Raw genomic sequence first — 22,922 nt, forward strand, 5'->3', positions numbered from 1 at the left:
GTCTCCGCGCATTGCATGCAAACCGCTAGTCTGGGCGCACGTTCCGAGGCGCCCGCCAGCCATGTCCAAGCCAACACTGATCCTTGTCTACGAAACCGAAGCCGCCTGCCGTCAGCGCCTGAAGGCGGACGGCTTTGCCGAACAGCACGCGTTGGAGATCTCGTACTATCTGGCGCAGTCCACCGACCTTGCGCCGGAGTTTCCTGACATCGAACGTACCTGCGCCGCGCGCGGCATTTCTTTCCTGCCCGTCGAACTGGACGACGCGCCAACCGTGCTCGCCGGCCGGCCCGCCGCAACCACCCTCGTCTGGACACTCACCGACGGCATCGCCTATTTCCGGGGCGGCGCCGCGCCGGCGCTTGCCCGCCTGAACGGCTTGCCGACCCTTGGAGCGGACGACTCCCTTTTCGCGCTTTGCCAGGACAAGTTCCGTTCCGGCGCTGTGCTTTCGGTGCTCGGCCTACCGACCCCACCTGCTGGACTGGCACGCGATGGCGAATGGCTGGTGCGCCCGCCTGCTTCCGCAGCCGGCTGGTTCGTCAAGCCGAACCGGCTCGGCGCCAAGATCGGCATCTGGCCGGATTCGCACTGCGGCGACCTCGACCATGCGCTTGCACTCAGCCGCCGCGTGCATGATGCCTACCGTGACGCCGTCGTCGTGCAACCCTACGTGGAGGGCCGCAACGTCCGCGCGAGTTTCCTGGGCGTACGTCCCGATGCCGGCCCTGAAGCGCTCGGCATCTTCTTCGTCGACTCCGGCACCGATTTCCAGACCATGGACGATTCGATGGCGCTCTACGGCGATACCGGCGCGGCGGCTATCGCGGAAGGGCGTTATACCGAACCGGAGCTGATCGCTGTCGCCGACAGCCAGCCGGAAGCCGCGGTGCATATTCGCTCCATCGCTGCCATGCTGATGTGTGCGCTCGGGCTACGCGACGTGTTTTCGATGGATTTCCGGGTCGAGACGGACAACACCGTTCACCTTATCGAGTTCGAGATCTGCCCCGGCCTGCCATGCTTCGATTTCCGCAGCTATTGCCGCTCGCGGTGGGGAATGAGCCTCGCCGAGGCAATGGCGCAGACGGCGGCTTCCCGTTTCGAGCGATAAGCCGCCTGTGCGGTAAATCAGATCGCTTCGGCCATGCAGATTTTCGTGACGCCGGAATCGACGAAGCCGAGCGTCCTTGCGGCGGCCTTCGACAGGTCGATGACGCGTCCCTTTACGAAGGGGCCGCGATCGTTGATGCGCACGACGACGGTCTTGCCGTTCTTCTGGTTGGTGACTTTCAGCTTTGTCCCGAAGGGTAGGCTGCGATGAGCCGCCGTCAGGTCGGTCGGGTCCATCTTCTCGCCCGAGGCCGTCTGCGAGTGAAGCGCATACCATGAAGCGCCGCCGCACTGTGCCGAAGCGGGAGCCGTAAAACCCGCCGCCAGAACCATGCTGGCAATTGCCACCGCGCCGACTGCTCTCATCTTGCCCGTCATGCCTTAAGTCTCTCCGTACTATTTCGGGGGAGCGCCGGCTACCCGGCGAATGTGGCGGCAAATGCGGCAAGGAGCCGGCCGTTCCGTGATCCGGGCACACGTTTCGAGACATTTCGAAACACTGAGTTATGCTTTCGGTAAGCTTGGCGCTGCCGGAATCAGCGGCATGAAATCATCTGGTCCAGCCAGATAAGCTTGCCATTTTCGTACTGATTTTATTCGTTGTTTCGCGTCACTGAGCCAGAGGCTTGGGCCAGCCTGACGCGCTTCAGAGGCTTCGTGCTTGCCCTGCGGAAGTGACCCGCCCAGACTTCACGTTCTGGATTTACCCAGCGTCAGCTATTTCAACTCGACTTCGATGAAGACATACTCGCCTTCGCTGGCGCTTATGACGTCGTGCTCGACGCCTTCGTTGCGAAAATAGGGCGCCCCCTTCTTCATATCGACGAAGGTTTCGCCGTCCTTGGTGGCGATCTTCAGCCGGCCGTCCATCATCGGCACCACTACATAATCATGCCCATGACGATGCCATCCGGTGTTCTCACCGGGCTGGAAGCGGTATTCGGTGACGATCACCCGCTCGTTGTCGATAAGCGTCGTGGCTTTGGCCGATCCGGTCATGGCGTTTCTCCTGTTTGAGGCATCATGCACCCGGAGCGGAGAACGACAAAGGCCAGGGTCCGCCAAGCACCACGCCAGCAAAAAGCCCGGCGCGAAGGCCGGGCTTTTTAATCCAATATCGGTTGAAACGATCAGACGTTTCCGCCGATCCAGTGCGACAGCGCCGTCTTCGGCAGCGCGCCGACCTTGATGTCGGCCACTTCTCCGCCCTTGAAGATCATCAGCGTCGGGATGGAGCGCACGCCGAACTGCGCGGCCAGCTCCGGATTCTCGTCGATGTTCAGCTTGGTGATCTTCACCTTGCCGGCGAGCTCGGTGGAGATCTCCTCCAGCGACGGGCCGATCATCTTGCAGGGACCGCACCACTCGGCCCAAAAATCGACGACGACCGGCTCGGAAGCGTCCAGCACATCGCTCTTGAAGTTGTTCTTGTCGACCTTGACGGTTGCCATGATGAAACCTTTCGGGAATTCGTGTCGCACAATATGTGGTGGCGGGCGCGGCTGCCTTCAAGCAGCGTTTGTGTCACGCGCCGTTTTTGTCACGCTCCGGTGAGTCGGGCAAGCGCCTGGTCCAGCATGGCGTCCGGCAGCGGCATCACGCTTGGCGTCTCGGTGAACAGGAGCGCGCAGCGCACCGCCTTGCCCGGATAAAGCGGCCGCAGCAGCGCCCGGTACAGCGCGAGCTGGAGGACATAGGCCGGCGGAACCTCGTTCAGCGTGGTCGGCGGCGGCCGGTTGGTCTTGTAGTCGATGACCAAGACCTCGGCCGCTGTGACCGCCAGCCGGTCGATCATACCGGACACCAGCCGCTTCGCCCCGCGCAACTCGATCTCGCCCATAACGGCGACCTCGGCGCGCGAGCCCGGTGCAAAAATCGACGCAAACACCGCGTCGCCCAAGATGGCGTCGACCTGTCGCCACGCGCCGTCGCGCTCCGCTTCCGGCCAATCGGGGACGGCACGCTGGAGATAGCGCCGCGCCGCCGGTTCGCGCGTCTCGACCGCCATGCCGGGCAGCACCTGCAGCAGCTTGTGAATCGCCGAGCCGCGCACGGCGGCAAAGCCCGTCTGCTCCTCGCCATCCAGCACGGGCGAGCGCCGCGACGCCACCGCCTCGGTCGCATCCTCGACCAGCACCGACGCGCCGGATGGCGACAGCGGACGCGGCAGGTCGTCTTCCGACGGCAGCTTGCCGAATACAGGCAGGGGGTGCGAACTCGTTTCCGGCGCAGTTGCATCCACGTCATCGGCAACAATGGCTGGCAGTATCCGGCTGCGGTAGCGGTACACCGTCTCGCCGGTCGCCTCGTGGACGCGCTGTTCAGTCTCGGGAATACCGACCAGCGCCCGCTCGACGATCGCATGCCAGGTTGCTGTGTTGCGCGCCAGCTTGCCGTGATAGCCGCACACGATCAGCCGGTCCTCGGCCCGCGTCATCCCGACATAGAGCAGCCGGCGATATTCGTCGTCGGCGCGCGCCTTGACGCCGGAGGCCGCATCCTTTGAGACGGAATTGGCGACCTCGCTCGACGAGCGCCACAGGAAGCCGGGGCCGATCCCCTCGAAGTCGTAGGGCATCAGCCGCGGCAGATGCTGCTCGCTGACCGGCGGCGCGCCGCCATCGACAAGGAACACTACGGGCGCTTCGAGCCCTTTGGCCGCATGCACCGTCATGATGCGCACCTCGTTGCGGCCCTGGTCCATCTCGCGCTTGATCTCCGGCCCGGCGCTCTGCAGCGTCGCCAGAAAGGCTTCCAGCCCGGGCAGCCCTGCCCGCTCTTCGGCCAGGCAGAAGCTCAGGAACTCGTCCAGTATGTCGCCGGCCTCATGGCCCAGCCGCGCGATCATCCGCTTGCGAATGCCGTCGCGGGCGAGGATGCCGGAATAGAACTCGAAGACGGGCTTGTAGGCAGCTTCCGTCGCCCAGTCGTCGAGCGAACGCACGACATCCGCCAGCAGCAGGTCGCCTGCCGCGCGTTCCCGGAGCCTGTCGCCGAGCGAACGGTTGGCGGGCCGCTTGGCGGCAAGCTCGTACAGCATGTCCTCGGTCACCGCGAAGATCGGGCTGCGCAGCACTGCCGAGAGCGACAGATCGTCGTCCGGTTGCAGCAGGAAGCGCCCCAGCGCCGCCAGATCCTGTACCGCGATATGGGCGGGCAGGCTCAACCGGTCGGCACCGGCAACCGGGACGTTCTTGTTCTTCAGACTGCGCGACAGCGCATGCACGAAGCGGTCGCGCTTGCGCACCAGCACCATGACGTCGCCGGGCCGCAGCCGGCGGCCCTTGCCCTCGATGATCTCCCCTTCTTCCAGCCAGCGCTTGATCGTCTGCGCAACGAGCTCGGCGACCCGCACGGCCGGCGCCTGCGCGTGGTCAACCGGCTTCGTCCAGTCGTCCGGCTCGTCCACCGCGTCCGCCCCGACCGAAGGCCAGATCTCGACATAGCCCGGTTCATCATCGCGGATCGCGTCGTGCCGCACCGGATCAGCATCGTGAGTGATGCCGCGCCGCGCATCGGCGCTGGCGAAAACGCGGTCGACCGCATGCAGTACGTCGTTGGTCGAGCGGAAGGACAGGTTAAGCCCGACGCGCTCGAAGCTGGCATTGGCCTCGCGCACGCGCCGCGAGAATTCCGCGCCGGTCTCGGCGAAGGACTCCGGCGACGCGCCCTGAAAAGAATAGATCGACTGCTTCTCGTCACCGACGGCGAAGACCGTGCGCCGCACATTGTCTCGCGCGCCGAGCCCGGCGAAAAACTCCTCTGCCAGCCGCCGCACCACGCTCCACTGGTCGGGGCTGGTGTCCTGCGCCTCGTCGAGCAGGATGTGGTCGATGCCCTTGTCGAGCTTGTACTGAACCCACGCCCCCGCATCGGCGCGCGATAACAGCCGTACGGTGCGGGTGATCAGGTCGTTGAAATCGAGGAACCCGCCGCCCGTCTTCAACTGCTCGTAGCGTGCGATCAGCCAGTCAGCGATCGTCAGCGCGGCGCGGGTGCCTTCCAGCATGCGGAAAAGCGCCAGCCGATCCGACACGGTGAGGATCGCCGTCACTGCCTCCTGATAGCGCTCGGCGAGATCGGGGATCGCGCTATGCATCGCCTTGGTGAAGGCGCTTGTCAGACTGTAGGGATCGCCATCCGCCTTCAGGAACCCTTCGGCGAGCAGCCTCAGACGCCTGACCGGTTCGTGGATGCGAAACGCCTCGTCCAGCGCCGGCAACATGTTCTTCTGCACGACTTTGGCGTTGGTCATGAGCGCCGTGTGGTGAAACGTGGTGTAGAAATCGGGCGGAAATCCCGGCAGCGGCCAGGCCTGTTCGGCGATCGACGCCGCCGTCTCGACCGGCACGAATCCGAACACCTCGAACAGGTCGGCATAAGACGCCGTGTCGCCACCCAGCCTGTCGATGAAGTCGCGCAGCCGGTCGCGTTTGCCCACGACCTCGGTCAACAGCACGTCGAGGCCGAACTCGCCGCCGCGCTCCAGCACAGTGGCAAAGGCTTCCGCCAGTCCCTTGTCGTTGGCCACCGCGCCGGTCAGCATCGCGCGCCGCGCCTCGGCGAACAGCAGCGCCTCCATGCGCGGGTCGAGCATCTCGAAATGCGCCCCGATGTTCGCTTCCAGCGGGAACTGGTGCAGCACCGCCTCGCAGAAGGCGTGAATGGTCTGGATCTTCAGCCCGCCCGGCGTCTCCAGCGCCTCGGCGAAAAGCTTGCGCGCGCCGGCCAGCCTGTCGCGGCCCGGCGGCCTACCTTCCAGTTCGACAATCCTTTGCGCAAGCTCCTCGTCGCCCAGCGTCGTCCATTCCGCCAGCTTCGCGAAGACGCGGTTCGACATGTTCGCCGCTGCAGCGCGCGTATAAGTCAGGCAGAGTATCTTCGAGGGGTCGGTTCCCTCCAGCAACAGCCGGATGACTCGCTGCGCCAGCACATGCGTCTTGCCCGAGCCGGCATTGGCCGACACCCAAACCGAACTTGCCGGGTCCGCGGCGATGGCCTGCCGCCGCTTGGTTTCGTCGGGAACGATGCGCTGCCGCTTCATTCGCCGACATCCTCTTCGGGTCCGTCGCCGCCCGATGACCATTCGAGCACGCGCGCCAGATGATCGTACTCGCCGTCCAGTTCGCCCTCGCGGAACGGCACGGCGCGCGACAGGTAGCCGGTGCTGGGGTCATTGTAGTGCAGTAGCAGCTTTTCCAGCCGCGACCAGGCTTCCTCCGAGAGATCATCAGCCGTCTTCGCCTGCGAGCCGAGCTTCAGGATCGATTCCGGCAGCACCACGCCGTTGGCCTTGAGCCGGATGAAGGCAAGGTCGGCCGGCTCCAGCACGCCGGCATCTTTGAATGCGCCGCGCCTCAGCAGCGCGCCTTCCAGTGCGAGCTGCGGCGACAGCAGCGTATGCGCCTGCGCCTTGGAGGGTGAGGATCCCGTCTTGAAATCGAGGATTTCGGCCGAGCCGTTCTCCATCACGTCGATCCTGTCGGCGACGCCCGACAGCACCACGCCCGACGCGCCGACCTCGGTACGTTCCGCGCGCGCCTCGGCGATACGCCGCGTCACGGGGCGAGGAATCTCCCAGCCGATGATGCCGTCGGCCAGCGCGCGGAAGCGCGGCCACCATACGGCCTCCACGTCGGCTGGGAGCGCTGCCTCGTCAAAACATTCGCGCGCCTTGTCAACGAGAACGCCGAGCGCCGATGAATCGGCCGGGTCGACGCCAGAGGCGGAGAATCGGTGCAGGATTTCATGGAACAGCGTACCGCGATCCGAGGCCTCGGGATCACGCAACAGCGGGTCGATCGCCTTCAGCGCGAGAATCTTCCGCGCATAAATCGCGTAAGGGTCGCGCCGCAGCGTCTCGATCTCGGTGACCGAGAATTTCTTCGGCCGCACGGCGAGTGGCGGCTTTGGCTGCGGCCGCTTCGCAAAGGCGACGCGCGGCGACGCGTCGAGCCCAGCCGCCCAGACAAGCAGGCGTTCGCCGCGCCTGCGCATCGCGTCGGTCGCCTCCTTGCCGGCGAAGGTGGTCAGCCGCTGCAGCCAGCGCGAGGCGACGGCCGGCGCTTCTCCGGCGCGGGCCGAGCGCGAGAGGATGACGCGTTTCGTCCCCATCGCCATGACGAAGTCATGCGCGGCCTGGCCTATGCGCCGTTCGGGTGGCTCCAGTTCAAGCCCGGTCTTCATCGGCCGCGACATGAAACGGTCGGCCTCGGCGCGGCGCGGCCAGCTTCCCTCGTTCAGCCCGCCGACCACCAGCGTGTCGACGCTCTGCAGTCGCGCCTCCAGCGCGCCCCAGATGGCGATCCGCCTGTCAGCGCCGGCCGACGGCTTCACGCTTTCCGGCCCGATCAGCGCCATCACCACCTGCGGCCATTCGTTTGCGCCGAAATCAAAAGTCGCCGATGCGCCAACGAGGTCGCGCAGCACACTTGCAAGCTTGTCCCCGGCGTTCCCATCATAGAGCCGAGCGAGGCTGCCACCTTCGTCGCGGCCAAGCGCTTCGAAGGCAAGGACCGTCGTCTTGACGATATCGGCGAGCTCGACGTGGCGCGCGTCCCGATAGCCGGCTAATGGTTCGATTGCCTTGGCCAGCAAGGCAAGCGCTTCACGCGCAGCCACTATGCGATGTTGATTGATGCGGCCGGCCCAGAAGGGCTGTCTCCGGTCTTCCCCGGCCAGTTCCAGTAACCGCTCCTCGAACAGGTCGTCGAGCGTCGCGATATCCGGCCTTCCGGTCCCCCCGCGCAGCGCCACCAGTTCGATCGTCTCTGCGGCATGGCGCATGCGGGCGCGCTCCAGCCCAAGCGCCAGCAGCGGATGCTTCAGCAGCGCCACCACCGGCACCGGATCGCCGGGTCGGAACACAGCTTCGACCAGCAGCCGCAGCAAGGTTGCAGGCGGCGTGTTCGCCAGCGGCGTGCCGCCGGAATCGTCGGCGCGCACGCCGAACCGCAGGAGCTCGGCCGAGACCCGTCGCGCCAACTCGCGGTCGCCCGTCACCAGCGCCGCGTTGCCGCCGGTCTCCTCGACGGCCTGCCGCAGCGCGATGGCAATCGCCACCGCCTCGTCACGCTCGCGCGGCGCTTCCAACAGCATGACGTCCGCAAGCGCGGCATCGACATCCTCGGTCTTGAAGTCCAGCCTGCTCGTCGCCCAGGCGTCGGTCGTCTCCGCCGGCCGCAGCGCTTCGGAGACCAGCCGATCACGCAGAACAGATGCCGGCGTGCGCGCTCCGATTTCCTCGACATCGCCACGCAGCATGCCGATGCGACCGAGCAGTTTCGCGAGTCCGTATTGCGGATGGCCGAGAATCGCCGGCTTTGGATCGACCCCGGTCAGGACCGACCACGCCGCCTCGTCCATGTCACGGTCCAGCCCCGGCAGCACGACTGCGCCATTGTCCAGCCGCGCGATCGTCGCCAGAAGCTCCGCCGTCGCCGGAATCGAGCCTGTCGAACCGGCAGCGATGACGGGGCCTTGCGGAGGGTTGGTCCGCAGGCGCTCGGCCTCGAGGCGGATCAGCGCGCTGCGATGCGCCGCCGGGTTGGACCAGCCGCGCTCGGCCAGGAAATCCGGCCAGTGCGTCGTCACGATCGAGAGGAAGTCGAGCGTCACCTGCCACCAGCCCGACAACGCATCGGGTGCAAGACCGGCGAGCCTTGTCCAGTCCGAGCCCTCCGTCTCGATCTCGTCCATCAGCGCGGTCAGGTCGCGCGCCAGCCAGATCGCGTCGGCGGCCGAGGCCGGAACCGTCACCTGTTCGTCGAAACGCGCCGCCACTTCGGCCGGGAGCCTGCTTTTCCAGGCGCGCACCAGCGGAGCCAGATGCAGCAGACGTTCGACTGTCCCGATCGGTGGCGCAAGATCGAGCGCAGCCACCCCTTCCTCGCGAAAGCCTGCCTCGTCCTCGTCGAACTCGCCGAGCGGCCGGACCGTCGGCAGGATCGCTGACCCGGCCGTCGATCTCTCGACGAAGATGGCACGCAGTGCTCGCGCAGCGCGGCGCGTCGGCACGTAGATCGTCGCGCCGGCGAGCGCCAGCGGATCGGCGTCGCCCCGGAAGCCCGGCACGAGGTGTCCGTCCAGCAACGCGTCAGCCAGCGTCGGGAGGAAGGCCGCGCCGGGCGCGATTGTCAGGACACGCGGGAGCGGGCGCTCGCTCATGACGCTCCGGCGGCGGCGCGGTTCACCACCGCCTCTGCCTGCGGGATAGCATCGGGGGTGCCGACCGTGATCCAGCGCCCGCGCATGCGCATGCCATGCAGCCGGCCCGCCGCGATCGCCTCGTCGAAATAGCGGTTGAGCGAGAGCGGCCCCCCGGGCGCGCCGGTCAGGATCGCGGGGTTGAGGATGGCGACGCCTGCATAGATCAGCCCATCGGGCGCGCCTTTCGCACGCGCGAGGACACCATCCGGCCCGACGAGGAAATCTGTGCCGCCGCTATGGCCGGTTGCGCAATCGAGGTCTGCCAGCATCAGCAGAATATCCATCCGCGCCGCATCCCAGGCAAGGGCGAGACGGTCGAGGTTCGATTCCCCCACGTCGATCCAGAAGGTGTCGGCATTGAGGATGTAGAACGGCTCCATGCCCAGTTCCGGCAGCGCCTTGACGATGCCGCCCGCTGAATCCAGCAGGCCGGCGCTTTCGTCGGAGATGACGATCCGTGGTGATGTGCGGCCAGCCACATGCGCGACGATCTGCTCAGGAAAATAGTGAACGTTGACAACGGCCTTGGTCACGCCCGCGGCGGCAAGACTGTCCAACCCGCGGTCAAGCAGCGTCCTGCCAGCGATCTCAACCAGTGGCTTCGGCATGGTGTTGGTGATCGGACGCATACGCTTGCCGAGACCAGCCGCAAGCACCATCGCCGTTTTCGGACTCATCCGGCGTCTCCGATCAATCCGTTGCGGACGTAGAAATCGCGTAGCTCGGCCAAAGCGGGATGCGCGAGCGCACGCCGCAGATAGTCGCTGATGCGCGGCAGGTGCTTCAAATACGCCGGCTTGCCGTCGCGCTCGTTCAGCCGCACGAAGATGCCCAGTATCTTCGAATTGCGCTGCGCCGCCATGATCGCATAGGCCTCGGCGAAGGCCGCTTCGTCAAATGCCCCCGCCTGCTTTCTTGCATCCACATACGCCTTCACGGTCGTAGCTTCGATCTCCCGCGGCACGGTCACGCGGGCATCCATGGCGAGCGAGGCGACATCGTAGGCGGACGGGCCGATCAGCGCATCCTGGAAGTCGATGACGCCCAGCCGGTCATGCCCCTGCCGCTCGCCGCGCCAGATGATGTTGGGCGAATGGAAGTCCCGTAGCACGAGGCTTTTCTCAGCAGTGTCGAGCCTGTCGAAAACCGCGTTCCACGCCGCCCGAAACCCGGCGCGAAGGCTTTCGCCGGCAGGCCTTCCCGTCGCATAGGGCACATACCAGTCGACCAGCAGGTCGACCTCGATCATCAGCGCATCGCGGTCGAACGGCGGCACCTCATGTACCGTGCCCGGCGCGGCCTCCAGCCTTGGTTGCCAAGGGCGGCCATGGATGGCCGCCAGCAATCCTCCCGCCGCGGCGTAGCGCTCCACGACCGGTTCTCCGTTGGTCCCGAGAAAACTCCCGCTTCCCAGATATTCGATGAGCAAAAAGCCCTGTTCTAGGTCCTGCGCGAAAATCCGTGGGACCGAAATCCCGCCGTCGCCAAGCGCACGGTCGACGGCGACAAAGGCGGCGACCGACTGCGCCGTATGGGCGATCACGGCATAGGGCTTTCCGTCCCGCACCGGCGGCCCAAGCACAAGGCGCGGCGAATTCATCAGCACGCGCGCTTCGCCCGCCAGCGCGACCGTCTCATAGGATCGCGCCGACGCATCGCCAGTCAGGTGCCGACGCGATGCCTCGCCCCACCCCGCAGCCGCCAGAAAATCGCGCATGGCAAGCGAGCGGTTGATGCGCGCAAGGGCCGGGCCGGAGCCGGAGATGCGCGCCAGCCGGCCATCGTCCAGATGCTCGATCTCCAGCGAGATCGCATCCGTCGGAAGACTGTCGCCGGCCCTGTCAGGCCATTCGACGAGCGCGGCACCCGTCGCCAGCATTTCGTCCAGTCCGAGTTCGTCCAGCTCGTCAGCGGATGTGAGCCGATAGAGGTCGAAATGATGGATCGGAACCCGTGTGTCATAGGATTGCACCAGCGTGAAGGTCGGGCTCGGCACTTCCAGTCCGGCATCGTCGGCCATGGCGCGGATCAGCGCGCGCGACAGCGTCGTCTTGCCCGCGCCGAGGTCGCCGGTCAGCGCGATCACGTCGCCGGCGCGGAGCGCCATGGCGAGGTCCTCGCCCAGCCGCATCGTCGCCTGCTCGTCGGGCAGACGCCGTTCCAGCACGCGCCTCTCGCTCGCGTCGGGCTTCATTCAGCCGCGTCGCGCATGCCGGCGGGGTTGAGCGGGAAAAGGCAGATCACCGTCGTGCCCTGGTCCGGCGCGGTCTCGATGCGCACGGAACCGCCATGCAGTTCGACGAGGCTCTTGACGATCGAGAGGCCGAGCCCCGCGCCCCTGCGGCGACCGCCATTGGTGCGCGGCTCGAAGCGCTTGAACACGGTGTCCAGCACCTCGGCCGGAATGCCCGGCCCGTCGTCGTGCACGCTGAATTCGACGCCGATCTCCAGCCTGCGGCAGGCGAGCTTCACCGTGCTGCCGTCGGGTGCGTAGTTCACTGCGTTGCTCAGCAGATTGTAGAGGATCTGCCGGATGCGGGTTTCGTCACCGAGCATGAGGTCCGGCGCGAAGGCGGTCTCGACCTTCAGGCTGATCGCGTGCTCGCTCAGCCTGTCGGCGATCAGGTCGCCGGCCGCCTCGATCGTCTTGCCGACATTCACCTCGGAAATGTCGAGCTGCATGATTCCGGCATCGACGGTCGCGAGGTCGAGGATGTCGTTGACGATGGTCAGCAGCACGGAGGACGACGTGCCGATATGCTCGACATATTCGCGCTGGCGGGGCCCGAGCGGCCCTGTCGCCGGCATCGACAGCAGTTCGGTGAAGCCGATGATGTTGGTCAGCGGCGAGCGCAGTTCGTAGGATACGTGCTGGACGAAGTCGTTCTTGAGCTGGTCGGCCTTTTCCAGCGCGTCGTTCTTGTCCTTGAGCGCGCGCTCGACGTTCACGCCGTCGGTGATGTCGACGAAGGTAATCATCACCTGCCCGTTGGGCAGGTGGCTGACGCCGTAGCGCAGCACGACGCCGTCGACCAGTTCAGTCTGCCCCTGCCGGTTGCGCCGTTCCTCGTCGAAGCCGGTCACGGTGGCGACGAAGCCGGGCCATGGACTGTCCTTGGACAGCGTGTCGCAATGCGAGCGGATCGCCGAGATATGGACCTTCTGCGCCACGATGTCGTCGGAAAGCCGCCAGAGCGCGTTAAAGGCTGGATTGGACAGGCGGATACGTCCGTCCGGTCCGAACACAGCCACGCCCTCCGCCAAGTTGTCGAGCGTCTCGCCCTGAACGCGCACGGCAGTGGCGTAGCGGCTTTCGAGATCGATCTTCTCGGTCAGGTTCTCGAAGATCCAGGTGACGCCGCCCTTGGGCTGCGGATTGGCGACGACGCGGATGGTGCGCCCATCGGGCAGATGCCACAGATGCTCCTGCGGATCGACAGATCGGTAGGCCGACAGGAGGTTCTCTTTCCAGCGCCGCCATTCGGGCTGTTCGGCGAGCCTCCCGTCGCTGCGCAGCCTGTCGACCAGCAAGGCGTTGTCCGGCGCCGAGGCCAGGAAGCCATGGTCGAGTTCCCAGAGCTTCTGGAAAGCCTGATTGAAGAAGCGCAGCTTCTGGTCCTCGTCGAAGATCGCCACCGCCGTTGTCAGCCGGTCGAGAGTGTCGGCATGGCTTCGCACCGTGCGCTCATATTCGGCGCGCACCGCCTCGATCTCGCTGGTATCGACGGCGATGCCAGCCGAGCCTTCCGCCCCGGCGAAATCGGTCACGGCAAACATGCGCCGATCGCCGGCGATCACCGTCGACAGCGTCTGCGCAAAGACCGGGTTCGTCGTGTGCTGCTTTTCGATCGTCTCGCGCGCCTGCGCGCCGAAAAGCTCCTTGCCCTCGCGCATCGCCGTCTCTCGATCGCCGGTCTCGACGGAGGCCGCGTACGCGCGGTTCACCCAGCGCAACTGCCCGTCCTTGCCCTTTATCCAGAACGGCATGTTCAGCGCGTCGAGTAGCCCGAGCATGGTTTCCTGGTTTGCCGAAAGCCGCTGGTTCTCAAGCTTCAGCCGCGCCTGCTGGCGGCGGCTTTCCGAGAGCGAGACAAATCGCACGATGGCGTAGGCGGGCGTGCGCCGGCCCTGCACCTCGATCGGCGAGCCGTTCTGCGCCTCGATCACCAGTTCGAATGCCGCGCCGCGCTCGCGCAGTCCTGCGATGGCGCTTTCAAGCGCCGCCGCCGAGCGCGAGGTCACCCAGCGTCCGAACGCCAGGAAAGATGCGCGTTCCTCGGGCGCGCCGGTCTCGGCGGGCAAGGTGCCCAGCAGTTCCGGCTTGCGATGATCGTCGTTCCAGACGACGAGCCGCTGGTCGCGCAAGCCTAGCAGCGCCTCCGAACGGCGGATCGCGCCATTGAGGTCGGCGACCTTCGCGCGCAGCGTAACGTTTTCCGCCGCCGAGCGCGCCCGCTCACGCATCAGGAAGATGGCCGACAGGAGGGCGGCGCCCATGACGCCGACCAGCATGGAGACCTGGATCACCTCGAAGGTGCCGAAGGAGAATGGAAGGAGAGAGGCGGCCAACGTTTCCTGCGCGTGGGCGAAATGCGGGACCAGCGCAAATACGGCGGCCGAGGCCCAGAGGCCGCGCCGCACCGCCGATCTGCCCATAGCAAGGCCTGCCGCCGCCGGACCCGCGTCCCCGGAATCCGCATTGCGGCCGGAATCGACCTTTCCCGCCTGACGCGGGGCATGCCCCGGCATGTCCTGTTCCTCTCCGCCGCCCGAAATGCAAGACCGCCCCGAAAGGGCATGACCACCGTTCCCCAAAACCGAAAACTTCAAGCGGTGGCGTCGCGAATCACCAACCATAACGCCTGCGCGAATCGGCGTGAAGGAGCGTCCGCGCCAAAAAAAGAGGCCTGACGAAAAGTCAATCGCCCGGCCTCAATATATTGTAGGGGGTGTCGCTGGATTTAATAGCGGTAGTGTTCAGCCTTGAACGGACCCTGCTGGCCGACGCCGATATAGGCGGCCTGCTCGCTCGACAGTTCGGTGAGCTTTGCGCCGAGCTTGTCGAGATGCAGACGCGCGACCTTTTCGTCGAGGTGCTTGGGCAGCACGTAGACCTGGTTTTCGTACTGGCCGGCCTTCGAGAAAAGCTCGATCTGCGCCAGCACCTGGTTGGTGAATGAGGCCGACATCACGAAGCTCGGATGGCCGGTCGCGTTGCCGAGATTGAGCAGGCGGCCCTCCGACAGCAGGATCAGCCGCTTGCCGTTCGGGAAGGAGATCATGTCGACCTGCGGCTTCACATTGGTCCATTTCAGGTTACGAAGCGCCGCGACCTGAATCTCGTTGTCGAAGTGGCCGATATTGCCGACGATCACCATGTCCTTCATCTGTCGCATATGGTCGAGCGTGATGACGTCCTTGTTGCCGGTCGTCGTGATGACGATGTCGGCGGTCGGCGCGGCATCCTCCAGCGTCACAACCTCGAAGCCGTCCATGGCGGCCTGCAACGCGCAGATCGGGTCGACCTCGGTCACCTTGACGCGCGCGCCGGCGCCGCTCAGCGAGGCGGCCGAGCCTTTGCCGACGTCGCCATAGCCGCAGACAACCGCAACCTTGCCGGCCATCATCACGTCGGTGCCCCGCCGGATACCGTCGACCAGCGATTCCTTGCAGCCGTACTTGTTGTCGAACTTCGACTTGGTCACGCTGTCGTTGACGTTGATCGCGGGGAAGGGCAACAAGCCGTTCTTCTGCAGCTGGTAGAGCCGGTTGACGCCGGTGGTGGTCTCTTCCGTTACGCCGCGGATCGCCTCACGCTGTTTGGTGAAGAAGCCCGGCGTCGCCGCCAGCCGCTTCCTGATCTGTGCAAAGAGGATTTCCTCTTCCTCGCTGCCCGGCTTCGACAGCACGTCCTCGCCGGCCTCGGCGCGAGCGCCGATCAGGATGTACATGGTCGCGTCGCCGCCATCGTCCAGGATCATGTTGGACTGGCCGCCATCGGTCCACTGGAAGATCTTGTCGGTGTAATCCCAGTATTCCTCCAGCGTCTCGCCCTTCACCGCGAAGACCGGGATGCCGGCATCGGCGATGGCCGCCGCCGCATGGTCCTGCGTCGAGAAGATGTTGCACGAGGCCCAGCGGATATCCGCGCCGAGCGCCTTCAGCGTCTCGATCAGCACCGCCGTCTGGATGGTCATGTGGAGCGAGCCGGAGATGCGCGCGCCCTTCAGCGGCTGCTTGTCGCCAAATTCCTCGCGGCAGGCCATCAGGCCCGGCATTTCCGTTTCGGCGATCTCGATTTCCTTGCGGCCCCAGTCGGCCAGCTTCAGGTCGGCTACCTTGTAATCCGTGGACATTCTCTGCTCCGACATTCTTCTGTGGTGGCCGGGCGCGCGGCGCTCCGGCGTGGAAAAGCGCGGGATGTCCCCCGCGCGAAAGTGTCCGCGTGACTAGCAGATCGGCCGGAAATCGGCAACGGGATATAAAGAAATCTTTATTCGTGCATGTCGCGTTGCGGCAGGACGCTCAGGCTTCCTCGCCGAAACGCGCGGCGATCAGCTGCTCGATCGCGGTGATCGCGGCCTCGGCCTCCGGCCCGTTGGCCGTCACGCGGATGGAGCAGCCGGGGCTGGCGGCCAGCATCATCAGTCCCATGATCGACGTGCCGCCGACCTTGATGCCGTCCTTCTCGACGCTGATGGAGGCCTGGAAGGAATCCGCAAGCTGGACAAACTTGGCGGACGCACGAGCATGTAGCCCACGCTGGTTGATGATGAGGAAATCGCGCGCGATCGCGCCGTCGACGTCGGTACCCGCCCCTGGACTCATCGCCCCCCGCTCACTTAGTCGCGAGCAGCTGGCTGGCGACGTTGATATATTTGCGGCCGGCAACCTGCGCCTCCTCCACCGCGACGGAGAGATTATCACTCTTGCGCACGCTGGAAAGCTTTATCAACATCGGCAGGTTCATGCCGGCAATGACCTCGATGCGGCCGGCCTCCATCACCGAGATGGCGAGGTTGGAGGGCGTGCCGCCGAACATGTCGGTCAACACCACGACGCCTGAACCGTTCTCGACGCGCGCGACAGCCTCGACGATGTCGGCGCGCCGCTTCTCCATGTCGTCCTCAGGCCCGATCGAGATCGTCTCGAAGCGCTCCTGCGGGCCGACCACGTGTTCCACGGCGTTGCGGAATTCCTCGGCCAGCCGGCCATGCGTCACAAGGACCAGGCCGATCATGCTCGTCGTGCTTTCGTCATCATCCGTTCAATGGCATTCCAAATGAGCCTCAAGGCTCGATCCTCCGGACCAACCTCTAGGACCAACCGGTTGGCGGGGCCGCAATCTTGTCCACGCCCGGCGCGTTGACAAGCCCAATTCGGCATTCGGCCCGGCGATTTTGCCGCACCGCAATATCCGATACCCCGGTTCGGCTCAGCCGAACGGTGCGACGGCGAGGCGCGCCGCTATCGCATTCACCGCCGCCTGCCTGTCTACCAGGCCAAGTTCCAGCAGCGGAAGCTCACAACCGAGCAGCGTCTCCGTCTTCGGCTGCGGAAGCCGCTCGGCCGCATCGCGCCCGACCAGCCTCACGACCAAGTCCACCGGCGCTTTCCGCTCGAAGGCGATGCGAACCGGGCCGATGCCCCGCGCCTCGACAAGGCCGGCGATGGTATCGGGAGCATGCGCCACGAGGCGTCCGCCATGCTCGCTCAGGAAAAGCTGGTCATCCGCGACCAGCCGCCCGAACGATCCGGCAGCCTCGGCGTAGCATATAAGGGCGAGCGCCAGTTGCGTCTTCCCCGCGCCGGCGGCTCCGGTGATCACAATGCCGCGATCACCGAGCACCACGGCGCTCGCATGGATGTTGGTCAGCGCCGCTGCCCCGGGCATAATCTCGCAGGCTCAGTTTTCGGCGGGCAGCGTCACGGTGAAACGCGCGCCCCTGATCTCGCCGGGCTTGCCGCCGGTAATGTTTTCGGCCGTCAGCGTACCGCCATGCGCCTCGACAATCTGCCTGGAGATGGACAGGCCGAGTCCCGAATTCTGGCCGAAGGCCTCGCCCGAAGGCCGGTCGGTGTAGAACCGCTCGAAGATACGATCGATGTTGTCGGCGCGGATGCCGGGTCCGTTGTCATCGACGGTCAGGATGATCGTCTTGCCGGTGCGCGACAGCGAAACGGCAATGCGGCCCGAGCCTTCCGGCACGAAGGAGCGCGCATTCTCGATCAGGTTGGTTATGACCTGTCCGAGCCTCAGATCGTGGCCGATGACGAAGAAGCCCTTCGCGCCCTGCGGCAGCTTGCCGACCTCGAAGGCGATCTCGACCTGCTTGCGGGTGGCGCCGGAATCACGGATCACCGCCACAAGGTCGCCCACGAATTTCTTGAGGTCGACCTTCTTCGCATCCTCGCGCGCGAGTTCGGCGTCGAGCCGCGAGGCGTCCGAGATGTCGGTGATCAGCCGGTCGAGCCGCTTCACGTCGTGCTGGATGATTTCCATCAGGCGAGCGCGGGATGCTTCCGTCTTGGCGATCGGCAGCGTCTCGACGGCGCTGCGCAGCGAGGTTAGCGGGTTCTTCAGTTCGTGGCTCACGTCCGCGGCGAAGCTTTCGATCGCCTCGATGCGCGCATAGAGCGCGTTGGTCATGTCGCGCACGGCTATCGACAGGTTGCCGATCTCGTCCTGGCGGTCCGAGAAGTCGGGAATCTCCTCGCGGCTCTTCACGCCGCGCCGCACCCGGTTAGCCGCGGCCGCCAGCCTGCGCAACGGATTGGCGATGGTCGAGGCCAGCATTATCGAGAGCAGCACGTTGACCAGCGCAGCGACTCCGAAGACGCGCAGGATCGAATTGCGCTCGGCCTGCACGATCTTGTCGATGTCGCCACCCTGCGTCGACAGCATCAGCACGCCGAGCACGGCGCGGAAGCGCTGCACGGGCACGGCAACCGAAACGATCTGCTCGCCCTGCTCGGACATGCGGACCACCGTCGACGGCATCCCGGTCAGCGCATTGACGACTTCGGGAAACGCCGAGCCGTTGCCGCCCGGCTGTTCCTTGTAGATAGGCAGGTCGGTGCGTCGGAAGAAATCCGAGACGAATTTCTGCACTCGTTCCAGAAAGTCCGGTTCCTCCTCGTCGACCGGCGGCAGGTCATAGCGAAGGATCTGGCCGCGCGAATAGAGGTGGCGCGAATCGAGCAGCAGGTTGGCGTCGCGGTCGTAGATGCGGGCGCGGATGCGCGTCGGCGAGATCAGCCGCCGCAGCACGGGCGCGACGCGCTCGGGATTGATCGGAAAGTCGAGGCTGTCGAGCTGGTCGGACCCGGGCCCCAGGCTTTCGCCGGCCTGCAGTTCCAGCAGCTTTTCCGGATCGATCGAGATGGAGTCCGTCTCGACTGTGGCCGAGGCCGCGATCGCGCCGGCGATGATCTCGCCCTGCGTCCTCAGGCTTTCCACGCGCGCCTCGATCAGCCCGTCGCGGAACTGGTTGAGATAGAGGATGCCGACGACCAGCACGCAAAGCGCGGCGAGGTTGAGGAAGAGGATGCGCCGCGTCAGGCTGGAGAAGATATAGTGGCCGAGGAAGCGCTGCGCCTTGATCCGCATCCGCGCCAGCGAAGACGGCAGAGGCTTCGCCGGCCGCCGCGCGGCAGCCGGTGCTCTCTTTATCTCTGCCACTTCCATGACCAAAACAGATGGTCTCCGGCCCAGCTACGCGGGCATTCCCGGCCCAGCGCTTCAGTCGTTCAGGCTCTCATGCCTCGCGGAAACGATAGCCGACGCCGTAGAGCGTCTCGATCATCTCGAAGTCATCGTCCACCTGCTTGAACTTTTTGCGCAGGCGCTTGATGTGGCTGTCGATGGTCCGGTCGTCGACATAGACCTGCTCATCATAGGCCGAATCCATCAGCGCATCACGGCTTTTTACCACGCCGGGTCGCTGGGCCAGCGAATGCAGGATCAGGAACTCGGTGACGGTGAGCGTCACCGGCTCGCCCTTCCAGGTGCAGGTGTGGCGTTCCTGGTCCATGATCAGCGAGCCGCGTTCCAGCGATTTAGACTGCTGGGCGGGAGCCTTGACGCCGGCCTCGCGGGCCGCGGCGCGCCTCAGCACCGCCTTGACGCGCTCGACCAGCAGGCGCTGCGAGAACGGCTTCTTGATGAAGTCGTCGGCGCCCATCTTCAGGCCGAACAGTTCGTCGATCTCGTCGTCCTTCGAGGTCAGGAAGATGACCGGCAGGTCCGTCTTCTGCCGCATGCGGCGCAGCAGTTCCATGCCGTCCATGCGCGGCATCTTGATGTCCAGTATGGCGAGGTTCGGCGGACGGGCGGAAAGGCCCTCCAGCGCGGAAGCGCCATCAGTGTAGGTCTCTACACGATAGCCTTCGGTTTCCAGCGCGATCGAGACCGAAGTCAGAATGTTCCGGTCGTCATCGACGAGCGCGATCGTTGCCATATCAAGCGGCTCCCTCATGAGCGGGTGTCCCTTCCTGCTGCAGGTTCGCGGCACTTGCGGGACAAATTAGGTACAAATTGTGGCACAGATTTACGGTCATGTCACAGGAAGCCTCCCCGGTCGAGATGCGGCCATTCGTTACGCCTATGACGACAGGCTCCTGCCAAATCTTTGGGCGCGGGTTTGATTTTTTTGCCTATCTAAACGATTTAATACTTTTTCAAAATCTTTAAATCGATTAATGATTTGATATCGTTGGGCTTTTCTGTTTTCGAGGATTCGGACCTCTTCGAGGTCTTTCCGCTCGGCATGAGCGGAACAACAGCCATCGAAGACGTTGAGGGAGCCTCCGATGAATGAGATCGGACAGTGGAATCGTGCCTGCGGCATCGGCCTTTCGGGCCTGACGACCGAGGGTTCGGTCTACTATAATCTCCAGGCGCCCGACCTCTATCGCGAATCCCTCCTGCGCGGCGAAGCCGAACTCAGCGGCGATGGCGCCCTCGTCGCCCATACCGGCCAGCACACAGGCCGCTCGCCGAAGGACAAGTTCATCGTGCGCGACCGCAACACGGCCGATGTCGTGTGGTGGAACGCCAACCAGCCGATGGAACTGGACGCATTCGAGCGGCTGCGCGCGGACTTCATCGCACACGCTGTTGGCCGCGACCTGTTCGTCCAGGATCTGGTCGGCGGCGCAGACCCCGCGCGCAACCTCCCGGTGCGCGTCGTCACCGAAATGGCGTGGCATTCGCTGTTCATCCGCAATCTGCTGATCCGGCCGGAACTGGCGGAATTGGAAGAGTTCCTGCCGAGGATGACGATCATCGACCTGCCGTCCTTCCGCGCCGACCCGGAGCGCCACGGCACGCGCTCGGAAACCGTCATCGCCATCGACCTCACCCGGCTGATCGTGCTGATCGGCGGCACGGCCTATGCCGGCGAGATGAAGAAGGCGGTGTTCACGGCGCTCAACCACCTCCTGCCGGAGCAGGGCGTGATGCCGATGCACTGCTCGGCCAATGTCGGGCCATCGGGCGATTCCGCCATCTTCTTCGGCCTGTCCGGGACCGGCAAGACGACGCTGTCGGCCGACCCGGCGCGCACGCTGATCGGCGACGACGAGCATGGCTGGGGGCCGGACGGCATCTTCAATTTCGAAGGCGGCTGCTATGCCAAGTGCATCCGGCTTTCGCCGGAGGCCGAGCCGGAAATCTTCGCGGCCAGCACGCGTTTCGGCGCCGTACTCGAAAACGTCGTCCTCGAGCCGGTGACGCGCACGCCGGATTTCGACGACGAATCGAAGACCGAAAACACGCGCTCGGCCTATCCCCTGCCGTTCATCCCGAACGCATCGGCGAGCGGCCGCGCGGGCCAGCCGAAGAACGTGGTGATGCTCGCAGCCGATGCCTTCGGCGTGATGCCGCCTATCGCGAAGCTGACGCCGGCGCAGGCCATGTACCACTTCCTGTCGGGCTACACCGCCAAGGTCGCAGGCACCGAGCGCGGCGTCACCGAACCGACGCCGGAATTCTCGGCCTGCTTCGGCTCGCCCTTCCTGCCGCGCCACCCGTCAGAATACGGTGCGCTCCTGAAGCGGCTCATCGCCGAGCACGGCGTCTCCTGCTGGCTGGTCAACACAGGCTGGACCGGCGGCCCCTATGGCGTCGGCAGGCGCATGCCGATCAAGGCGACGCGCGCCTTGCTGTCGGCGGCTCTCGACGGATCGCTGAACGAGGCCGAGTTCCGCACCGACCCTTCCTTCGGCTTCGCCGTTCCGGTTGCCGTGCCGGGCGTCGATACCTCGATCCTCGATCCACGTTCCACCTGGGCGGACAAAGCCGCTTACGACCGGCAGGCCAAGAAGCTCGTCGGCATGTTCATCGATAACTTCGCCAGCTTCGAAGACCATGTCGACCACGCGGTGCTGGGTGCAGCGCCGCGCGTACTGGAGGCGGCGGAATAGAACTCCTTCGCCGCTTGCAGCACGGAACTGGCCCGGCTCGTCCGGGCCTTTTCTTTTTCCGATATCCGCGCCATGTCTTGTGCCATGGCTGCTGACGACAAAATCATCATCTCCGGCGAGGCCGTCATCCATCCTGACGACCTCGAGGAGGCGTTCATCCGCTCGTCGGGGCCGGGCGGGCAGAACGTCAACAAGGTGGCGACCGCCGTCCAGCTCCGCTTCAACACGGCAGGTGCCGAGGGCCTGTCCGAACGCGTGCGCGAGAGGGTGCTGAAATTCGCCGGCCAGCGCGCCACCAAGGACGGGGTCATCGTCATTGAGGCGGGTCGCTTCCGTACGCAGGAGCAGAACCGCGCCGACGCCCGCGCCCGACTCACCGAACTCGTCGCGAAAGCCGCGGAGCCGCCGCCGAAGCCGCGCCGGAAGACGAAGCCGACCAAGGGTTCCGTCGAGCGGCGGCTGAAGCAGAAGGCCGGCCGCTCCACCGTCAAGAAGATGCGCGGCCGCGTGGACAACGACTGATGCCGACCGCAAAGAAGGCGCTGCCACCGGGCATCCGCCACCTGCCCGACCATTTCGATCGCCCGGCCCAGCAGGCGCTGGTTGACGACATCCGCCGCGTCGTCGAGGCCGCGCCGCTGTTCACGCCCGCCATGCCGCGCACCGGCAAGGAGATGAGCGTGCGCATGACCAATTGCGGCGAACTCGGCTGGGTCACCGACAAGGAGCGCGGCTACCGCTACCAGCCGACGCATCCCGTCACGGCTGAGCCGTGGCCGCCGATCCCGGACACCCTGCTCGATCTCTGGCGCGCGGTCGCAGACCATCCCGACCCGCCGCAGGCCTGCCTCGTGAACTTCTATTCCGACTCTGCCAAGATGGGCCTGCACCAGGACCGCGACGAAAGCGATTTCTCAGCGCCGGTCGTTTCGGTCTCGCTCGGCGACGATTGCCTCTTCCGCGTCGGCGGCGTCAACCGCAACGATCCGACGCAGTCCTTCCGCCTGCGCTCCGGCGATGTCGTCATTCTCGGCGGCGAGGGACGTCTCGCCTTCCACGGCGTCGACCGCATCTATCCGGAAACCTCGACGCTCCTGAAAAACGGCGGCCGCATCAACCTGACGCTGAGAAGGGTGACGATTTCGGTTTGATTGTCACGTCGCCCGAAACGGTTC

Annotated in this window: 18 protein-coding genes; 4 read left to right on the forward strand and 14 right to left on the reverse strand. The window is 65.4% G+C overall.

All coding sequences use genetic code 11. From position 1 onward, the window contains the following. The first annotated feature begins 61 nt into the window (after positions 1–61). The gene (locus tag ABMA32_RS00960; RefSeq protein ID WP_349011863.1) at positions 62–1,114 is read left to right on the forward strand and encodes a D-alanine--D-alanine ligase family protein; all 1,053 of its coding nucleotides are present in this window, start codon (positions 62–64) and stop codon (positions 1,112–1,114) included. A gap of 17 nt (positions 1,115–1,131) precedes the next feature. On the opposite strand, the gene ABMA32_RS00965 is transcribed toward ABMA32_RS00960, so the two are convergent. From ABMA32_RS00965 to ABMA32_RS01030, 14 genes are all read right to left on the reverse strand, one after another. Then, complete coding sequence (locus ABMA32_RS00965) at positions 1,132–1,491, reverse strand: septal ring lytic transglycosylase RlpA family protein (RefSeq protein WP_425475455.1); 360 nt, start codon at positions 1,489–1,491, stop codon at positions 1,132–1,134. 339 nt (positions 1,492–1,830) lie between these two features. Then, complete coding sequence (locus ABMA32_RS00970; protein ID WP_292773476.1) at positions 1,831–2,112, reverse strand: cupin domain-containing protein; 282 nt, start codon at positions 2,110–2,112, stop codon at positions 1,831–1,833. 131 nt (positions 2,113–2,243) lie between these two features. Then, a complete protein-coding gene (gene trxA / locus ABMA32_RS00975) occupies positions 2,244–2,564 on the reverse strand; it encodes a thioredoxin (RefSeq protein ID WP_349011864.1) in 321 nt (106 codons plus the stop codon). Positions 2,565–2,653: 89 nt separating this feature from the next. Continuing rightward, the gene (gene addA / locus ABMA32_RS00980) at positions 2,654–6,157 is read right to left on the reverse strand and encodes a double-strand break repair helicase AddA (protein ID WP_349011865.1); all 3,504 of its coding nucleotides are present in this window, start codon (positions 6,155–6,157) and stop codon (positions 2,654–2,656) included. Beyond that, positions 6,154–9,279 (reverse strand): double-strand break repair protein AddB, encoded by a 3,126-nt coding sequence (gene addB, locus ABMA32_RS00985; protein ID WP_349011866.1) that lies wholly within the window; start codon positions 9,277–9,279, stop codon positions 6,154–6,156. The genes addA and addB overlap by 4 nt, the downstream gene beginning before the upstream one ends. Continuing rightward, positions 9,276–9,998, reverse strand: coding sequence for a nucleotidyltransferase family protein (locus ABMA32_RS00990; protein WP_349011867.1), 723 nt, complete (start codon positions 9,996–9,998; stop codon positions 9,276–9,278). The genes addB and ABMA32_RS00990 overlap by 4 nt, the downstream gene beginning before the upstream one ends. Next, positions 9,995–11,515: a tRNA (adenosine(37)-N6)-threonylcarbamoyltransferase complex ATPase subunit type 1 TsaE gene (gene tsaE / locus ABMA32_RS00995; RefSeq protein ID WP_349011868.1), complete on the reverse strand. Its 1,521-nt coding sequence runs from the start codon at positions 11,513–11,515 to the stop codon at positions 9,995–9,997. The genes ABMA32_RS00990 and tsaE overlap by 4 nt, the downstream gene beginning before the upstream one ends. Further along, the gene (locus ABMA32_RS01000; RefSeq protein WP_349011869.1) at positions 11,512–14,070 is read right to left on the reverse strand and encodes a PAS domain-containing sensor histidine kinase; all 2,559 of its coding nucleotides are present in this window, start codon (positions 14,068–14,070) and stop codon (positions 11,512–11,514) included. Before ABMA32_RS01000 ends, tsaE begins: the two co-directional genes overlap by 4 nt. Positions 14,071–14,282: 212 nt before the next feature. After that, positions 14,283–15,677: an adenosylhomocysteinase gene (gene ahcY, locus ABMA32_RS01005; RefSeq protein WP_349011870.1), complete on the reverse strand. Its 1,395-nt coding sequence runs from the start codon at positions 15,675–15,677 to the stop codon at positions 14,283–14,285. A 169-nt stretch (positions 15,678–15,846) separates the two neighbouring features. Further along, on the reverse strand, positions 15,847–16,149 hold the full coding sequence (locus tag ABMA32_RS01010; RefSeq protein WP_349011871.1) for an HPr family phosphocarrier protein: 303 nt from the start codon (positions 16,147–16,149) through the stop codon (positions 15,847–15,849). Between the two features lie 10 nt (positions 16,150–16,159). Then, positions 16,160–16,561 (reverse strand): PTS sugar transporter subunit IIA, encoded by a 402-nt coding sequence (locus ABMA32_RS01015; protein WP_349011872.1) that lies wholly within the window; start codon positions 16,559–16,561, stop codon positions 16,160–16,162. Between the two features lie 195 nt (positions 16,562–16,756). Next, complete coding sequence (locus ABMA32_RS01020) at positions 16,757–17,215, reverse strand: HPr kinase/phosphorylase (protein ID WP_349011873.1); 459 nt, start codon at positions 17,213–17,215, stop codon at positions 16,757–16,759. A gap of 12 nt (positions 17,216–17,227) precedes the next feature. Beyond that, on the reverse strand, positions 17,228–19,015 hold the full coding sequence (locus ABMA32_RS01025; RefSeq protein ID WP_425475456.1) for a stimulus-sensing domain-containing protein: 1,788 nt from the start codon (positions 19,013–19,015) through the stop codon (positions 17,228–17,230). A 64-nt stretch (positions 19,016–19,079) separates the two neighbouring features. After that, positions 19,080–19,781: a response regulator transcription factor gene (locus ABMA32_RS01030; RefSeq protein WP_349011874.1), complete on the reverse strand. Its 702-nt coding sequence runs from the start codon at positions 19,779–19,781 to the stop codon at positions 19,080–19,082. A 352-nt stretch (positions 19,782–20,133) separates the two neighbouring features. On the opposite strand from ABMA32_RS01030, the gene ABMA32_RS01035 reads away from it, so the two are divergent. The 3 genes from ABMA32_RS01035 to ABMA32_RS01045 all read left to right on the forward strand — a co-directional run bounded on the left by ABMA32_RS01035 (position 20,134) and on the right by ABMA32_RS01045 (position 22,898). Continuing rightward, positions 20,134–21,747 (forward strand): phosphoenolpyruvate carboxykinase, encoded by a 1,614-nt coding sequence (locus ABMA32_RS01035; RefSeq protein ID WP_349011875.1) that lies wholly within the window; start codon positions 20,134–20,136, stop codon positions 21,745–21,747. A gap of 84 nt (positions 21,748–21,831) precedes the next feature. Further along, positions 21,832–22,269 (forward strand): alternative ribosome rescue aminoacyl-tRNA hydrolase ArfB, encoded by a 438-nt coding sequence (arfB, locus tag ABMA32_RS01040; protein ID WP_349011876.1) that lies wholly within the window; start codon positions 21,832–21,834, stop codon positions 22,267–22,269. Next, complete coding sequence (locus ABMA32_RS01045) at positions 22,269–22,898, forward strand: alpha-ketoglutarate-dependent dioxygenase AlkB family protein (protein ID WP_349011877.1); 630 nt, start codon at positions 22,269–22,271, stop codon at positions 22,896–22,898. Before arfB ends, ABMA32_RS01045 begins: the two co-directional genes overlap by 1 nt. The last annotated feature ends 24 nt before the right edge of the window (positions 22,899–22,922 follow it).

Origin of the sequence: Mesorhizobium quangtriensis, assembly GCF_040081925.1 — a bacterium.
Taxonomy (GTDB): Bacteria; Pseudomonadota; Alphaproteobacteria; order Rhizobiales; family Rhizobiaceae; genus Mesorhizobium_K; species Mesorhizobium_K quangtriensis.

Bases quoted from the DNA above. Each gene is read 5' to 3' on its own strand.
- ABMA32_RS00960 (WP_349011863.1), top strand. From the start codon at position 62: ATGTCCAAGCCAACACTGATCCTTGTCTACGAAACCGAAGCCGCCTGC.
- ABMA32_RS00965 (WP_425475455.1), bottom strand. From the start codon at position 1,491: ATGACGGGCAAGATGAGAGCAGTCGGCGCGGTGGCAATTGCCAGCATG.
- ABMA32_RS00970 (WP_292773476.1), bottom strand. From the start codon at position 2,112: ATGACCGGATCGGCCAAAGCCACGACGCTTATCGACAACGAGCGGGTG.
- trxA (WP_349011864.1), bottom strand. From the start codon at position 2,564: ATGGCAACCGTCAAGGTCGACAAGAACAACTTCAAGAGCGATGTGCTG.
- addA (WP_349011865.1), bottom strand. From the start codon at position 6,157: ATGAAGCGGCAGCGCATCGTTCCCGACGAAACCAAGCGGCGGCAGGCC.
- addB (WP_349011866.1), bottom strand. From the start codon at position 9,279: ATGAGCGAGCGCCCGCTCCCGCGTGTCCTGACAATCGCGCCCGGCGCG.
- ABMA32_RS00990 (WP_349011867.1), bottom strand. From the start codon at position 9,998: ATGAGTCCGAAAACGGCGATGGTGCTTGCGGCTGGTCTCGGCAAGCGT.
- tsaE (WP_349011868.1), bottom strand. From the start codon at position 11,515: ATGAAGCCCGACGCGAGCGAGAGGCGCGTGCTGGAACGGCGTCTGCCC.
- ABMA32_RS01000 (WP_349011869.1), bottom strand. From the start codon at position 14,070: ATGCCGGGGCATGCCCCGCGTCAGGCGGGAAAGGTCGATTCCGGCCGC.
- ahcY (WP_349011870.1), bottom strand. From the start codon at position 15,677: ATGTCCACGGATTACAAGGTAGCCGACCTGAAGCTGGCCGACTGGGGC.
- ABMA32_RS01010 (WP_349011871.1), bottom strand. From the start codon at position 16,149: ATGAGTCCAGGGGCGGGTACCGACGTCGACGGCGCGATCGCGCGCGAT.
- ABMA32_RS01015 (WP_349011872.1), bottom strand. From the start codon at position 16,561: ATGATCGGCCTGGTCCTTGTGACGCATGGCCGGCTGGCCGAGGAATTC.
- ABMA32_RS01020 (WP_349011873.1), bottom strand. From the start codon at position 17,215: ATGCCCGGGGCAGCGGCGCTGACCAACATCCATGCGAGCGCCGTGGTG.
- ABMA32_RS01030 (WP_349011874.1), bottom strand. From the start codon at position 19,781: ATGGCAACGATCGCGCTCGTCGATGACGACCGGAACATTCTGACTTCG.
- ABMA32_RS01035 (WP_349011875.1), top strand. From the start codon at position 20,134: ATGAATGAGATCGGACAGTGGAATCGTGCCTGCGGCATCGGCCTTTCG.
- arfB (WP_349011876.1), top strand. From the start codon at position 21,832: ATGGCTGCTGACGACAAAATCATCATCTCCGGCGAGGCCGTCATCCAT.
- ABMA32_RS01045 (WP_349011877.1), top strand. From the start codon at position 22,269: ATGCCGACCGCAAAGAAGGCGCTGCCACCGGGCATCCGCCACCTGCCC.